The sequence below is a fragment of the Streptomyces sp. NPDC008139 genome (genome assembly GCF_042957025.1).
Taxonomy (GTDB): domain Bacteria; phylum Actinomycetota; class Actinomycetes; order Streptomycetales; family Streptomycetaceae; genus Actinacidiphila.
Window position 1 is genome coordinate 123184 of the sequence record NZ_JBIBHM010000002.1, and the last position, 14763, is coordinate 137946.

Sequence of the window (14763 nt, forward strand, 5' to 3'; positions counted from 1 at the left end):
GGGGAACGGCCGCGCTGCGGCGACCGAGGTCCGAGGCGGGCTCGGGCCGGTGGTCAGCCGCGCTGCGGCAGCCGGTCCCCGAGGCCGATGCGGACGGGGGAACGGCCGCGCTGCGGCGACCGAGGTCCGAGGCGGGCTCGGGCCGGTGGTCAGCCGCGCTGCGGCAGCCGGTCCCCGAGGCCGATGCGGACGTGCTGCCGCTGCCGCTGCCCGTGACCGACCCGGCAGGTGAGGAGTCGGCGCTCCTGCTGCCGGTCACGGCGGACGGCTTCCAGAGCGAGTGCGCCGCCCGGCTCCCGCTGCTGCTCCAGGAGCCCGGCGGGCGGGAGTTGACGACCGGCGAGGACGTCCTGGCGGCGCTGCGCGCTCTCGCGGCGCCCGAGGACCGCGCGGGCTTCACCGCCTTCGCGGACGAGTACCGGGACGCGCTGACCGCCCTGCGGCTGCGGACCGCGACCCGCGCCGACACCGTGGCCCGGCTCACCGCACGCCACGGCGGCGACCCCGCAGGGTGGACCGGACTCACCGGCGCCCTCGCGTACGACACCCTGGCCGCCCGGCACGGCCACCCGGTGCACCCGACCTCTGCCGCCCGCAGCGGGCTGACGGAAAATCAGCTCCGCGCCTACGCGCCCGAATTCGCGCCGCGCTTCGCCCTGCGCTGGCTCGCCCTGCCCAAAGAGGCCGTCACCGTGCACGGCGCGGACGGCGATCGGGCGCCCGACGGCCTCGGCCTCGGCGATCTGCGGCCGTCCGCCCTCGCCCTCGGCCTGCCGCAGGAGCTGGACGGCACCCATGTCGCCTTCCCCGTCCACCCCCTCACAGCGGACGGCCCGCTGCGGGACGCACTGCGCGCCACCGGCCTCGACGGCAGGTCCGTACTGGCCGACCGCCCGTACCTGGACGTGGCGCCCACGCTGTCGACCCGCACCGTCGCGGTCCTCGCCGACCCCGGCGCCCACCTCAAACTGCCCCTGGCCACCTCGACGTTGGGGCTGCTCAACCGGCGCACGATCAAACCGGGCAGCCTCATCGACGGCGCGGCCGGACAGCGGCTGCTGGAGGCGGTGACCGCGCGCGAACCGCGCTTTCGCGACAGCGTGCTGCACGCCGACGAGACCCGGTTCGCGCACGCGGGCCATGAACTCCTCGCCGTGCTCGTCCGCCGCCACCCGCCCGGCCTCGACGGCTGCGCCGTCCTGCCCATGGCCGCGCTGCTCGCCGAGGCCCCCGACGGCCGGCCGGTCATCGACCACCTCGCCCACCGCTACTACGGCGGTGACCCGCTCGCCCTGCTCGACGCGGTCCTCACCCTGCTCCTCGACTGGCAGACCACGCTCTTCGGATACGGCATCGCCCTGGAGTCCCACCAGCAGAACGTCTCGCTGCTGCTGGACGACCCCGAAGGCCGCACCCGGCTGCGCCTGCTCCTCAAGGACGACGACGGTCTGCGCGTCAACCGCGTACGGCTGCGCGCGGCCCTCGGCCCCGGCGCGCCGGAGCGCGCCGCCTTCGACGACCCGCGCATCCTGGTGGACGACGACGGCCCGGTGGCCGATCTGTTCACCACCATCACCGTCCATCTGTGCGCGGGCGCCTACGCGTTCGCCCTCGCGCGGCTCGGCCGCGCCCCGCTGGAAGACCTGCTCGACCGCGTGCGCGACCTGCTCGACCGGGCCGCGCGGCGGCTCGGCACCGGGCCGGGCGAAGCGGGCGAGACCCTGCGCGCGCGCGTGCTCGACGCACCGCGCCTGCCCGTCAAAGCGATGGTGAGCGCGGGCACGCTGCTCGCCAAGGACCGCTCAGGAGCCACCGACATCAACAAGCACTACACCACCGGACCCAACTACCTTCTGCGGAGCCGTTGATGACGCTGCCCACCATCACCGGACCCGCCGACCGCGCCAGGCACGCGGGACTGCCCGACGCGGACCGGGCCGTGGCCCACACCCTGCTGAACTGCCTGCTCCGCGAGGTGTCGGGGCCCGAGCACCAGACCGCCGTCATCGACGGCCGCCTGCTGGTACGGCTGCCCCGCACCGGAGTACGGCTGCGGGTCGCGCTGCGCCGCACCTCACTGCTCGGCGCGCACCGCTTCGAGGGACCGGTCACGGAACAGACCGGCCACGACGACTGGACCGAGATCGACTGGCGACGGCTGGCCGAACACACCCACGCCGAGCTGACCTCGCTCACCGGCGTGCCCAACGACGAATTCCTCGACCAGGTGGAGTCCAGCCACCACGGAGTCGCCACCGCGCTGCGCGCCCCGCGCCCGGTCGCGGCCGGGCTCCCGCTCGCCGGATACCTCGCCTCCGAACAGTCGCTCGTCTACGGCCACCGCTTTCACCCGGCCCCCAAGTCCCGTGGCGGCGACCCCGGTTCATGGGCCGCCTACGCACCGGAGACCTCGGCGTCCTTCCCGCTGCGGCTGCTCGCCGTGCGCGAGGGCCTGACCGTCCAGGAGTGCGCCGAGCCCGGCGCCACCGACCCACTGGACCGGCTCGCGGCCGTGCCCCCGGGCTACAGGCTGCTGCCCGCCCACCCCTGGCAGTACGACCTGCTGCACCGCCACCCCGCGCTGCGCGCCGCCCTGGACCGCCGCGACGTGCTGGACCTGGGCCCCGGCAGGACCCGCTTCGCCGCCACCGCCTCCGTCCGCACCCTCTACGACGGCGACACCTTCCTCAAATTCAGCCTCAATGTGCGGATCACCAACTGCCTGCGCAAGAACGCCAGTTACGAACTGGCCGGGGCCGTCGCCCTGACCCGGATGCTGCGGCCCGCCTTCGCCGACCTCGCCGCCCGCTTCCCCGGCGCCGACGTACTGCGCGAGCCCGCCTACCGCAGCCTGGCCCTGCCCGGCCGCGACGGCCGCCCCGACCAGTCGCTGCTCGAAGGCTTCGGCGTGATCGTCAGGGAAGGGCTCGACCGGCGGCTCGGGCCCGGCGGCACCGCGCTGCTGGCCGCCGCCGTCGCCGACGAGTACCCGACAGGACCGGGACACATCTCCCGGCTGGTCGCGGACGGCGGCCCGGCGGCGGCCCTGCGCTGGTGGCGCGCCTACCTGCGGCTGCTCGTACCCCCGGTGCTGGCCGCCTACTTCGACCACGGCGTGGTGCTCGAACCCCACCTCCAGAACGTGCTGGTCTGCGTCGACACCGACGGCGACCCCGTCCAGGTGCTCTTCCGCGACCTGGAGGGCACCAAACTGGTCCCCGAACTGCTCTCGGGACCCTGCGCCGACGCCCTGGCCGCGCTGCCGCCCGAGGTCGCGGAGCCCCTGCGCTACGACGCCGACCGGGGCTGGGACCGGGTGGTCTACTGCCTGCTGGTCAACCATGTCGCCGAGATGCTGGCCGCCCTCGCCGACCTGCACCCGGACACCGAACCCGCCCTGTGGGCCGAGGTCCGCCGCGCCATCCGCGACCACGCGGACGAGCACGGCCACCACCCCCGGCTCGACGCCCTGCTCGCCGGAGCGCCGCTGCCCGCCAAGGCCAATCTCCTCACCCGCTGGGAACGCGCGGCCGACCGGTTCGCGGGATACGTACGCCTGCCGTCGCCCCTCGCCGAGGATGTCCTGCCGTCACCGCTCGCCGAGGACATCCTGCTGTCACCGGACGGCGGACCCGGACACCCCGTGCGCGGCACAGACCGTGACCCCGACGACGCGAGGACGCAGTCATGACCGCACCCGCACCTGTCGCCGTCCCCGACTCCGTACGGACCACGGCTCTCGCCCTGCCGCCCGCCCAACTGCCCGCCTACCTCTACGACATGGCGGCGCTGCGCGCGCACGCGGCGGCCGTGCGGGCGGCTCTGCCCGAGCGGGCGGAGCTGTACTACGCGGCGAAGGCCAACCCGGAGCCGGAGATCCTGACGGCGCTCGGCCCGTACGTGACCGGCTACGAGGTCTCGTCCGGCGGCGAGGCCGCCCACGTGGCGGCGGCGGTGCCGGGCCGCCCGCTGGCCTTCGGCGGACCGGGGAAGACCCCTGCCGAGATCACGGCCGCGCTCGACCTCGGCGTGGACCGCTTCCACGTGGAGAGCGCGTACGAACTGCGCATGCTCTCGCATCTCGTGGCCGTGCGCGGGACCCGCGTCGGCGTGCTGCTGCGCTTCAACCTCGCTGTCGCGCCGGGGGAGTTGGCGACGGGAGTGCTGGCCATGGGCGGCGGACCCTCGCCCTTCGGCCTCGATCCGGCGCAGGCCGACACGGTCGTCCGCGCGCTCACCGACGGCAGCCGTCCGCACCTCGAACTGCGCGGTGTGCACGCCCATTTGGCCAGCGGCCTCCCGGCGCCGCGATTGCTCGCCGTCGCCGAGTCCGTGGTCGCCTGGGCGACGGACCTCACGGCGCGGCACGGCGTCCCGCTCCGGGAGGTCAACGTCGGCGGCGGCATGGCCGTCGACTACACCCGCCCGGCGGACCGCTTCGACTGGGCCGCGTACGGCGCCGGGCTCGCCCGGCTGCTCGACGCCCACCCCGGACCGCTGCTGCGCATCGAACCGGGCCGCGCCCTGACCGCGTACTGCGGCTGGTACGCCACCGACGTGCTGGACGTGAAGCCCAGCCACGGCGAGGAGTTCGCGGTGCTGCGCGGGGGCACCCACCATCTGCGGACCCCGGCGGCCAAGGGCCACGACCAGCCCTGCGCTCTGCTGCCGGTCGACGACTGGCCGCACCCGTGGCCGCGCTCGGCGGCCGACGGCGAACTGGTCACGCTGGCGGGCCAGTTGTGCACGCCCAAGGACGTACTCGCCCGGCGGGTCCCGGCGGCGGGACTCCGCGCGGGCGACCGGGTGCTGTTCGCGCTCGCCGGGGCGTACGCCTGGAACATCTCGCACCACGACTTCCTGATGCACCCCCGGCCGAGCGTCCACTACGTCGATTCCACGGATCTCCCGGAATCCACGGATCTCCCGGAATCCACGGACCGTTCCTGAAACCGGCCTCTCCCGGACCGGCCGAGGCGCCGGTTCGGGAGAGAGCGTGTGCGGCGGACGGCTCAGGACACCTTGCCGGTCACCGTGATCGTGTGGCTGCCCGCCGGGATGCCGCGCAGCGTCACCCGGCCGTCCTTGAGCGTGGCCTGGAAGGCGTGCGCCCCCGAGCCGTCCCAGGCGACCCGGCCGTCCACCTTGACGGTGACGCGCGTGCCGGTCGCGGGCAGGTCGACGACACCGGACGTCCCCTTGGGCGCCGTCAGGTCGAGCGTGAACTGCCGGTCACCGCCGCCGCGCTTCCAGCCGACGGTCAACGGACCGTGCGGCGTGGGAAGTTGACCGCGTGCCCAGGTGACGGAGCCCGGGTGCGGTGCGACGCTCCAGGTGGCGAAACCGGGTGTGACGGGCGTCGCGCCGAGCAGGTCGTTGGTCAGTGCCGGGACCACCCCGGTCGACCAGCCGTGCGCCGCCGAGGTGAAGCCGCCCTCGTACATCGAACCGCCCGGGCCGATGCCCTCCCAGTCGGTGATGCCGGGCCCGTGCCCGGCCATCCAGCCGTACAGCCGCTTGATCTCGTCGATGGCGGAGTCGGCCTTGCCCGCCAGGAAGCGGGCCTGGATCTCGGGGTACGAGGTGAAGGCGTAGACCCGCTGGGAGCCGTCCGAGACCAGGGTGTTGTTGTCCATGAAGGCGTTGCCGTACCGCTGGGCGGTGGTCCTGGACAGGTGGTCGAGCGCCGAGGCGGCGCGTGTCGGGTCGGCGACCCCGGCGACCACGGCCAGGCCGTTGCCGTCCTGCCCGTGCCGTACCGCGCCGGTCGCCGAGTCGAGATAGGCGCCCGCGGCGCTGTCCCACAGATGGGTGTTGATCGCCGTGCTCACGGTGGTGGCGCGCTTCTGCCAGCGGTCGGCGTCCGCGCCGTGGCCCAGTGACGTCGCCAGCGCCGCCGCGTCCTTGAGCGCCTGGACGTAGAGGGTGTTGTAGTAGGTGACCTCGCCGCTGCGGGGCAGGAAGGCGTAGTCGCCGTAACCGCCGGTGCCGTTCAGGCCCTTGGACAGCAGGCCGTTGGCGTCGGTGACGCTCGGGTACCAACTGTCCAGCGTCTTGACCAGGTTGGCGTAGTAGTCGCGGGCGTAGGCCGTGTCGCCGGTGTACAGCACGTAGTCCCAGCTACTGGTCACCCACCACAGCGGGTAGTCGAAGAGCGGGAGCGTGTAGTTGTTGATCGAGGCGGGCGGTATCCAACCGTCGCCGCGCTGGTGGTCGGCGAGGTCGGCCAGCACGTTCTTGGCGGCGACCGCCGCGTCATGGGTCAGATACGTGGTGCGGCCGGAGACCGCGACATCGCCCACGTACGGGTCGCGGTCGCGCTTGGCGCCGTCGTGCAGCACGAGCTTGCCGTCCAGTGTCGGGCTGTCGGCGTTGCGCGGGTCGACGTCGTCCGACCGGAAGGTGTCGGTGACCAGTTCGTTGGTGTACGAGGCGTCGTACCAGTACTGGTTCAGCTCGGCGTCCGAGGACTCGAACCAGCCGGTGTAGGAGTCCGGGGTGCCGAGGAACGGGGTGAAGTCGAGCGAGACACCGTCGATCCGCACGGTGCCCGACGGCTGCGCGAGCGGCGCGTCGGAGGGTAGCGCGTCCAGGCTGATCTTCATGTAGCGGAAGCCGTGCAGGCCGTCGGCGCACACCTTCGTACCGCTCAGGCAGCTCTTGTGGTCGGTCCAGATCCCGCCCTGCCGGGGGACCGCGTACTGATCGGTGCCGGGGCCGCCGGAGACGTCGGAGCGCGTGTAGTCGGAGCGGTCGGTGAGGTAGTCGAGCGTCTCGGAGAAGGCCACCCGCACGCCGGGGCTGTTGTCCGAGGCGCCCGCGAAGCTGATCCGGGGGTAGCCGGAGACGACCTTGCCGAAGTCGAGCGTGACGCTGGGCACCGGCTCGGCGGCGACCAGTCCCGGCCACACCTCGTTGATCCTGGTGTACTCGCCCTTGCCCGAGGACTGGTCCTTGGTCACGGTGATCCGCACCCGCGCGGTGGTCACGGACGAGGAGAAGGCGACCGCGCGCTGCACGTCGGAGTTGCCGGTGACGGTGGCGCGGGTGGTCCAGGCCGAGCCGTCCCAGGTCTCGACGGTGAAGTCCTGCGGGACGCCGTCGCTGTTGGACAGCACCGTGATGCCGGGGAGCGCGACCGGGGACGGGCTGGTGATCTCCAGCCAGGCGGGATACGTCGCCGCGTTCGCGTCGTTCCAGAACGTGTCGGTGTCGCCGTCGACCGCGTTGCCTGGCACGTAGGTACGGGGCTTGCCGTCGTTGCCGTTGTTGCCGTCGTGGTACGAGGAGGCGGTGGCCGTGGTGTCGGCCGGCCATGTCGGCTTGGCCTTGGGGGCGGGCCTGTTGAGGGTGGCGGTGCCCTTGCCGAGGACGCCCTGAGGGTGGGCCACATCGCCGGTGGTGGCCGTCACGGCGACCGGCCGCACCTCGCGGCTCGACGGTGCCCGCACGTACTTCCGCCAGGAGGCGGAGTGGGGGGAGTTGGCGGAGGCCGGCCCCGACAGGGCCATGGTCGCGGTGAGCGCGCCGACGACGGCGACGGCCTGCGCGATGCGGACCGACCGTCGGGAGAGCGTGCCACGGAGGGGATGCGCAGAGGACAAGAGGGCTCCAGGTGTTCCACGAGCCGCGTCCTGCGGCCCGCACCACTAAGAACGATTCAATTCGGCGCCGCTGAACCTATGGCGCGATTGAGCTGGGGGTCAATACATCCGTCGGCCAAGGCTTCGCATTTTCGCGACGCCGAATTGAAACGTCATTGAAACGGTGGGGCAGCGCCGCCCCCGCGCCCGGCCCGCCGTCGGCCCCGCTCACCGGTCTCGTCCCGTGTCCCGACATCTTTCTCGAAACTGTCGAAGCCGACACCGCGTCAGTTCGGTGGCCCGATCGGGTGTTGGGTCACGCTTTGGTAACCCATGGCGCGAGCCTTGACCCCCTCTCCGGGCGCACTTTACCGTCACAGCGCGCAGCAAATTTCGGCGATGATGCCGAATCTTTCGAAAGGCTGGACCGATGAAGAAGCGCGCATTGCTCTCCCGCGCCGCGACCGCCAGAGCCCTGGCCGGCGGCGTGGCGCTCGTGCTCGGAATGTCCCTGGCCGCCTGTGGCGGCAGCAGCGGCGGCGACTCGGGCGGCGCCGGCTCGTTCCACGTGCTGGTCTACGGGGACGCGACCAACAAGGTCGAGAAGCAGATCGTCGCGACGTTCAACAAGACGTCCAAGGTCAAGGCGGTCCTCGACACCATCCCCGGCGCGGACTACCAGCAGAAACTGCAGACGCTCATCAGCACCAAGCAGGCGCCCGACGTCTTCTTCAACTGGGGCGGCGGCAGCATCGCCCCCTTCGTCAAGAAAGGGCTTCTGCTGCCGCTTGACGAGATGATCGCCAAGGACCCGGGGCTCAAGAACAACTTCCTGACGTCGGTGTTCGACAGCGCCAAGGTGGACGGCAAGCCCTACGGCGTCCCGATGCGCGGCACCCAGCCCGTCCTGCTCTTCAACAACAAGAAGGTGCTGGCCGACGCGGGCCTGACCGAGCCCAAGACCTGGGACGACCTGCTCAACGCGGTCAAGGTCCTCAAGTCCAAGCACATCACCCCGATCGCGCTCGGCGGCGGCGACCAGTGGCCGACCCTGATGTGGTACGAGTACGTCTACGACCGCGTCGCGGGCCCCGGCCTGTTCGAGAAGGCGCTCGCGGGCGACAAGAGCGCGTGGGCCAGCGCCGACAGCAAGAAGGCGCTGTCAATGCTCAAGGAGCTGGTCGACGCCGGTGCCTTCGGCACCAACTACGACTCGGTGAAGTTCACCGACAACGGCTCCGCGGCCCTGGTCGCCACCGGCAAGGCCGGGTTCGAGCTGATGGGCTCCTGGTACTACTCCACCCAGCAGGACGCCAACGCCGACTTCGCCAAGAACGACCTCGGCTTCAGCACCTTCCCGACCGTGACCGGCGGGGTCGGCGACCCGACCGACGTGGTGGGCAACACCAACAACTTCTACTCGGTGCTGAAGAAGACCAAGTACCCGGACGCGATAGCCGAATTCCTCAAGCTCCAGTACAGCGACGAATTCGTCCAGGCACAGCTCGGCATCGGCAATCTGCCGACGACGAGGAACACCGAGAAGTTCCTCGACACCTCGGCCGATCCGGCCTACTCCAAGTACCAGTACAACCTGGTCAAGGACGCGAAGTCCTTCCAGCTCTCCTGGGACCAGGCGTACCCGCAGTCGGCGAGCACCGCGATGCACACGGCGGTCCAGCAGTTCTTCGACGGCAAGCTCGACGCCGACGGGTTCATCAAGGCCATGCAGGCCCTGCCGTCGTCCTGACCAGGGAACCCTCCACATGATCACCACATCGCCCCCTGCGGCACGGAGCGGCACGGCCCACCGGGCCGGGATGAGCCGCCGCTCCGGCTCCGCGGTGACCCGCCCAGGTCTGGCCTGGGCGGTTCCCGCCACCTTGTTCTTCGTCTGCTTCGCCGTCGTTCCGCTGCTGCTGGTCGCCGTGCTGTCCTTCACGAGCTGGGACGGCCTCGGCTCACCCCGGTGGGCGGGCGTGGCCAACTGGAAGGCGCTGATCCACGACCACACCATGATCCAGAGCCTGTGGCTCAGCGCGCTGATCACGGTGCTCGGCGTCGTGATCCAGACGCCGCTGAGCCTGCTGCTCGGCGTCTGGGCCGCGGGCCACCAGCGCAACCGCGCGGTCCTCTCGGCGGTCTACTTCATCCCGCTGCTGCTGTCGGCCACCGCGATCTCGGTCCTGTGGCGGGCGATGCTCGACCCCAACTTCGGTGTGCCCGCGCAGGCCAAATGGCTCTTCGGGGACGGAAATCTGCTCGGCATGCGGTCCGGCGCCATCGGCGTGCTGGTCTTCGTCGGCGCCTGGCAGTACACCCCGTTCCACACCCTGATCTACCAGGGCGCCGCGCGCGCCGTCCCGCCCGTGCTCTACCAGGCAGCGGCCATCGACGGCGCGGGAACCATCCGGCAGTTCTGGCACATCACCCTGCCGCAACTGCGCAACACCATGATCACCTCGATGGTCCTGATGGTGGTCGGCGGCCTCACCACCTTCGACACCGTGCTGATCCTCACCCAGGGCGGCCCCGGCACCGACACCACCATCAGCGCCTACTACATGTACCAAAAGGCGTTCAAGAGCTTCGACTTCGGCGGCGGTTCCGCCATCGCCCTGGTCCTGGTCGTGATCGCCACGATCGTCTCGCTGATCGTCGTCAAGGTCTCCGGATACGACAAGATGCGCAGCTCGGCGGAGGGCCTGTGATGACACGCCGAACCAACCGCCACCGCCCCAACTACCTGGCCGGGCTCGGCTCCCTGGTCTGGCTCTTCCTCGTGGGCCTGCCGCTGTACGTGATGCTCGCCGCGACCCTCCAGAGCCGCAGCGACTACTTCAAGAGCGGCCCGCTGGGCTTCCCCCGGCACTTCACGCTGAAGAACTACACGCAGGACTTCCACAACGGCTTCGGCCAGTACTTCCTCAACACCCTGCTGGTCACCCTCGCCGTCGTCGCCATCGTGCTGCTGCTCGTGCCGCCGCTGGCGTACGCGATCGTCCGCGGCAGAGGGCGCCTCACCACCGGCGTCTTCCGGGTGTTCCTGCTGGGCCTGGCCATCCCCGCGCAGGCCGTGATCGTGCCGATGTTCTACGTCATCACCAAGGCCGGTCTCTACGACAACCTCATCGGCGTCATCCTGCCGACCGCCGCGTTCTCCATGCCGGTGTGCGCGCTGATCCTGTCCGGCGTCATGCGCGACATCACCCCCGACCTCTACGAGGCCATGGCGATGGACGGCGCCGCGCCCTGGCGGGTCTTCTTCCAGCTCGTGCTGCCGCTGTCCAAGGGCGGCCTGTCCACCATCGTGGTCTTCTCCGCGCTCCAGTCCTGGAACGGCTTCCTGTTCCCGCTGGTCCTGACGCAGTCCGACTCGTCCAAGGTCATCACCCTCGGCCTCTACAACTTCCAGACAGAGCACGGCATCGACGTCCCCGGCCTGTTGGCCGCGGTGGTGCTGTCGATGCTGCCCATCTTCATCGTCTACCTGTTCGCCCGGCGCGCCCTGGTCCAGGGCCTCATGGGCGTCGGAGGAAAGTGACCGACACCGTGGTCGAAGAGACAGAACCCGTCACCGAACCCTGGCGCGACCCCGACCTGGCCCCCGAACTGCGGGCCGACGCGCTGATCTCCGCGATGACCTTGCGGGAGAAGGCCGCGCAACTCGTCGGCGTCTGGGTCGGAGCGTCCGACGACGGCGGCGAAGTCGCCCCGTTCCAGCACGAGATGGAAGCGCCGGTCGACCTGGAGGCGCTGCTGCCGCAAGGACTCGGTCAGCTCACCCGGTCGTTCGGGACCGCGCCGGTCGACCCCGCGCTCGGCGCGCTGTCGCTGCTGCGCACCCAGCGCGCCATCGCCGGGGCCAACCGCTTCGGCATCCCCGCGCTCGCCCACGAGGAGTGCCTGGCCGGTTTCGCCGCCTGGGGCGCCACCGCCTACCCCGTACCGCTGGCCTGGGGCGCCACCTTCGACCGCGGGCTGATCCGCCGCATGGCCCGCGCCATCGGCGAGGACATGCGCTCGGTCGGCGTGCACCAGGGCCTGGCCCCGGTCCTCGACGTGGTGCGCGACGCCCGCTGGGGCCGCGTCGAGGAGACGATCGGTGAGGACCCGTACCTCGTCGGGACCCTCGGCACCGCCTACGTCCAGGGCCTGGAGTCCGCCGGAGTCGTCGCCACCCTCAAGCACTTCGCGGGCTACTCCGCCTCCACCGCGGGCCGCAATCTCGCCCCGGTCGGCATGGGCGTACGGGAGCGCGCCGACGTGATCCTGCCGCCGTTCGAGATGGCGATCCGGGAGAGCGGGGTCCGCTCCGTCATGCACGCCTACACCGACACCGACGGCGTCCCCTCCGCCGCCGACGAACTCCTGCTGACCGGACTCCTGCGGGACACCTGGGGATTCACCGGCACCGTGGTCGCCGACTACTTCGGCATCGCCTTCCTCAATACCCTGCACGGCGTGGCGGGCACCCTCGGCGAAGCGGCGGGCGCCGCCCTCGCGGCCGGCGTGGACGTCGAACTGCCCACCGTGAAGGCGTACGGCGAACCCCTGCTCAAGGCCGTCGCCGACGGGAAGGTGCCCGAAGCCCTCGTCGACCGCGCGGTACGCCGGGTGCTGATCCAGAAGGCACAGCTCGGACTCCTCGACGCCGACTGGGACCCGACTCCCGCCGCCCTCAAGGGCCTTGGCACGGCCTCCGCCGATGGCACGGCCGACCTCACCGACGCCGAGATCGACACCGAGGCGCTGCGCGGGCGGGTCGACCTCGACCCGCCCGCCAACCGCGCCATCGCCCGGCAGGTCGCCGAGCAGAGCGTCGTCCTGCTGCGCAACGACGGCGACACCCTGCCGCTGGACCGGCCCGCGACCATCGCCGTCATCGGCCCCAACGCCCACACCCCGACCGCCGTGCTGGGCTGCTACGCCTTCCCCGTACACGTCGGAGGACAGCACCCCGACACCCCGCTCGGCATCGAACTGCCCACCCTGCGCGAGGCGTTGGTCGCCGAATTCCCCGACGCCCGGATCGTCTCGGCGCTCGGCGCGAGCGTCGACGGCGCCGACACCGACGGCTTCGCCGAGGCGGTACGGGTGGCGCGCGGCGCGGACGCCGTCGTCCTCGCCCTCGGCGACCGGGCGGGCCTGTTCGGACGCGGCACCAGCGGCGAGGGCTGCGACGCGGAGTCGCTGACGCTGCCCGGCGTACAGCAGCAGCTCCTCGACACCCTGCTGGACACGCTCGCCGACACCGGCACCCCGCTGATCGTCACCCTGCTGGCCGGGCGGCCCTACGCGCTCGGCCGCGCCGCCACCGAGGCCGCCGCCGTCGTGCAGTCCTTCTTCCCCGGCGAGGAGGGCACCGCCGCCGTGGCCGGAATCCTCAGCGGCCGGGTCGAGCCCTCCGGCCGACTGCCCGTCAGCGTCCCGCGCCGCCCCGGCGTCCAGCCCTCCACGTATCTGGCGGCGCGGCTCGGCAAGGCCAGCGAGGTCTCCAGCATCGACCCCACCGCGGCCTTCGCCTTCGGCCACGGGCTGACATACACCCGATTCCAGTGGACGGACCTGGACGTGCCGCGCCTGCACACCGGGACGGACGGGGAGATCGCCCTGGCCTTCACCGTACGCAACACCGGTCGTCGCGACGGCACCGAGGTCGTCCAGCTCTACCTCCACGACCCGGTCGCCTCGGTCGTGCAGCCCGTGCAGCGGCTGGTCGGCTACCACCGGGTCGCCCTGGCGCCCGGCGAGTCGGCCCGCGTCGAGGTCACCGTGCCCGCCGACCTGGCCGCGTTCACCGGCCGCGACGGTCGACGCGTCGTGGAACCGGGGGAGTTGGAGCTGCGGCTCGGCGCCTCCTCCACCGATCTGCGGCTCACCGTCGTCTGCGCCCTGACCGGCCCGGCCCGCACGGTGGACCACACCCGCAGGTTGCACGCCGACTTCACGACGGATCGCGAGCGGGACTCCGTGTCCTGAACGTCCTGAACGCCGCTTCCGTCGCGGTGACCTGACGGACCGACAGCCGCGCCCCCGCCCTGTGCGGAGGCGCGGCTGTCGGCGTTACGGAACCTGCGCCGACGGGGGAGCGGCGGGTCCCTCCGTAGCGCCCGCGCCTCCAGGTACGGACGACCTTCGCCGTACGCTCCGGATCGGTGATGAAGTGCTGGCGCCAAAGGAAGCGGTACGACGATGTCGCCCTACTCCCACGGGTGGCGCGCGTCGCCGCTACGCCGAGATCGAGCCGCAGCACGCCGTCGAGACACTGGTCCGCGCCAGGACCGTGGAGCTCGACCGGGTCAGGGTGGCCTCCGCCGAACTGTCCCGGCTGTTCGCCGCGACCCAGCACGGCCACGCGGCGGAGGCGGAGATCATCCACGGCAGCGAGGCGCTGGGCCGCTGGTTCGTCCGCCTCCAGCAGGAGGCCCGCGAGGAGGTACGCGCCCTGGACCGGCCGCCGTACGCGCTCACCACCAGCAACCCGGTCGAGGAGAGCGCGCTCGGCAAGGGCGTCACCTACCGCGTGGTCTACGCGCCCGAGGCGCTGGAGTGGCCGGGCGTGCTGGACGACATCAGGCACCTGGTCGGCCGCGGCGAGCAGGCCAGGGTCCTGCCGGGGATACGTGTCGAGGTCGCGATCGCCGACCGCAGGATCGCGCCGATGCCGCTGTCGCTCGACCTCTCCGACGTCCGCGCGGCCGTCATCCGCCGCTCGGCACTGCTGGACGCGCTCGTCGAATACTGGCAGCTGCGCTGGCAGCAGGCCGCCCCGCTGAACGCCCCGGCCGAGGACCCGCTGGCCGAGGAGGACCGCCTGATGCTGTCGCTGCTGGTCGGCGGCCTGAAGGACGAGGCCATCGCCCGTCAGCCCGGCTGGTCCATCCGTACGATGCGCCGCCGGATGAGCAGCCTGCACGAACGTCTCGGGGTCGTCACCAACCGCTTCCAGGCCGGGGTGGTCGCGACCCGGCGCGGCTGGATCTGACCGGCGGTCGCATACGCCGGGCGGGGATGTCGGGAGCGGACGCCGGGCGCGGAGGTCGGGAGCGGACGCCGGGCACGCGGCCGGGTACGGGGGGCCGGATACGGGGTCGGATGCCGCCTGGATACGAGGCCGGACGGGTGCCCGCGCGGACTCACCCATTCGGCGATCAGAGTGACGGAGCCTCGAGCGGAG

9 protein-coding genes are annotated in these 14763 nt (G+C 71.9%); 8 read left to right on the forward strand and 1 reads right to left on the reverse strand.

All coding sequences use genetic code 11. The features are described 5' to 3' along the window. The first annotated feature begins 158 nt into the window (after window positions 1–158). From ACFZBB_RS04435 to ACFZBB_RS04445, 3 genes are read left to right on the forward strand one after another with little or no spacing between them, the layout of a single operon-like run. A complete protein-coding gene (locus tag ACFZBB_RS04435) occupies window positions 159–1868 on the forward strand; it encodes an IucA/IucC family protein (protein ID WP_391118457.1) in 1710 nt (569 codons plus the stop codon). Then, window positions 1868–3691 (forward strand): IucA/IucC family protein, encoded by a 1824-nt coding sequence (locus ACFZBB_RS04440; RefSeq protein WP_391117729.1) that lies wholly within the window; start codon window positions 1868–1870, stop codon window positions 3689–3691. The genes ACFZBB_RS04435 and ACFZBB_RS04440 overlap by 1 nt, the downstream gene beginning before the upstream one ends. Further along, window positions 3688–4950: a type III PLP-dependent enzyme gene (locus tag ACFZBB_RS04445; protein WP_391117731.1), complete on the forward strand. Its 1263-nt coding sequence runs from the start codon at window positions 3688–3690 to the stop codon at window positions 4948–4950. Before ACFZBB_RS04440 ends, ACFZBB_RS04445 begins: the two co-directional genes overlap by 4 nt. Before the next feature lie 62 nt (window positions 4951–5012). Here ACFZBB_RS04445 and ACFZBB_RS04450 read toward each other — a convergent pair whose 3' ends face one another. Further along, window positions 5013–7604 (reverse strand): alpha-L-rhamnosidase C-terminal domain-containing protein, encoded by a 2592-nt coding sequence (locus tag ACFZBB_RS04450; RefSeq protein WP_391117733.1) that lies wholly within the window; start codon window positions 7602–7604, stop codon window positions 5013–5015. 409 nt (window positions 7605–8013) lie between these two features. On the opposite strand from ACFZBB_RS04450, the gene ACFZBB_RS04455 reads away from it, so the two are divergent. The 5 genes from ACFZBB_RS04455 to ACFZBB_RS04475 all read left to right on the forward strand — a co-directional run bounded on the left by ACFZBB_RS04455 (window position 8014) and on the right by ACFZBB_RS04475 (window position 14571). Beyond that, entirely contained in the window at window positions 8014–9333 is a 1320-nt protein-coding gene (locus ACFZBB_RS04455) for an extracellular solute-binding protein (RefSeq protein ID WP_391117735.1), read from the forward strand. 19 nt (window positions 9334–9352) lie between these two features. Continuing rightward, on the forward strand, window positions 9353–10294 hold the full coding sequence (locus ACFZBB_RS04460) for an ABC transporter permease subunit (protein ID WP_391118459.1): 942 nt from the start codon (window positions 9353–9355) through the stop codon (window positions 10292–10294). Beyond that, window positions 10294–11127 carry a carbohydrate ABC transporter permease gene (locus ACFZBB_RS04465; protein WP_188279491.1) on the forward strand — a complete coding sequence of 278 codons (834 nt, stop codon included), beginning with the start codon at window positions 10294–10296 and terminating at the stop codon, window positions 11125–11127. The genes ACFZBB_RS04460 and ACFZBB_RS04465 overlap by 1 nt, the downstream gene beginning before the upstream one ends. Window positions 11128–11222: 95 nt before the next feature. Beyond that, a complete protein-coding gene (locus tag ACFZBB_RS04470) occupies window positions 11223–13565 on the forward strand; it encodes a glycoside hydrolase family 3 N-terminal domain-containing protein (protein WP_391118461.1) in 2343 nt (780 codons plus the stop codon). Between the two features lie 184 nt (window positions 13566–13749). After that, a complete protein-coding gene (locus ACFZBB_RS04475) occupies window positions 13750–14571 on the forward strand; it encodes a hypothetical protein (protein WP_391117738.1) in 822 nt (273 codons plus the stop codon). Window positions 14572–14763: the final 192 nt, after the last annotated feature.

Bases quoted from the DNA above. Each gene is read 5' to 3' on its own strand.
- ACFZBB_RS04455 (WP_391117735.1), top strand. From the start codon at position 8,014: ATGAAGAAGCGCGCATTGCTCTCCCGCGCCGCGACCGCCAGAGCCCTG.
- ACFZBB_RS04465 (WP_188279491.1), top strand. From the start codon at position 10,294: ATGACACGCCGAACCAACCGCCACCGCCCCAACTACCTGGCCGGGCTC.
- ACFZBB_RS04445 (WP_391117731.1), top strand. From the start codon at position 3,688: ATGACCGCACCCGCACCTGTCGCCGTCCCCGACTCCGTACGGACCACG.
- ACFZBB_RS04440 (WP_391117729.1), top strand. From the start codon at position 1,868: ATGACGCTGCCCACCATCACCGGACCCGCCGACCGCGCCAGGCACGCG.
- ACFZBB_RS04470 (WP_391118461.1), top strand. From the start codon at position 11,223: ATGACCTTGCGGGAGAAGGCCGCGCAACTCGTCGGCGTCTGGGTCGGA.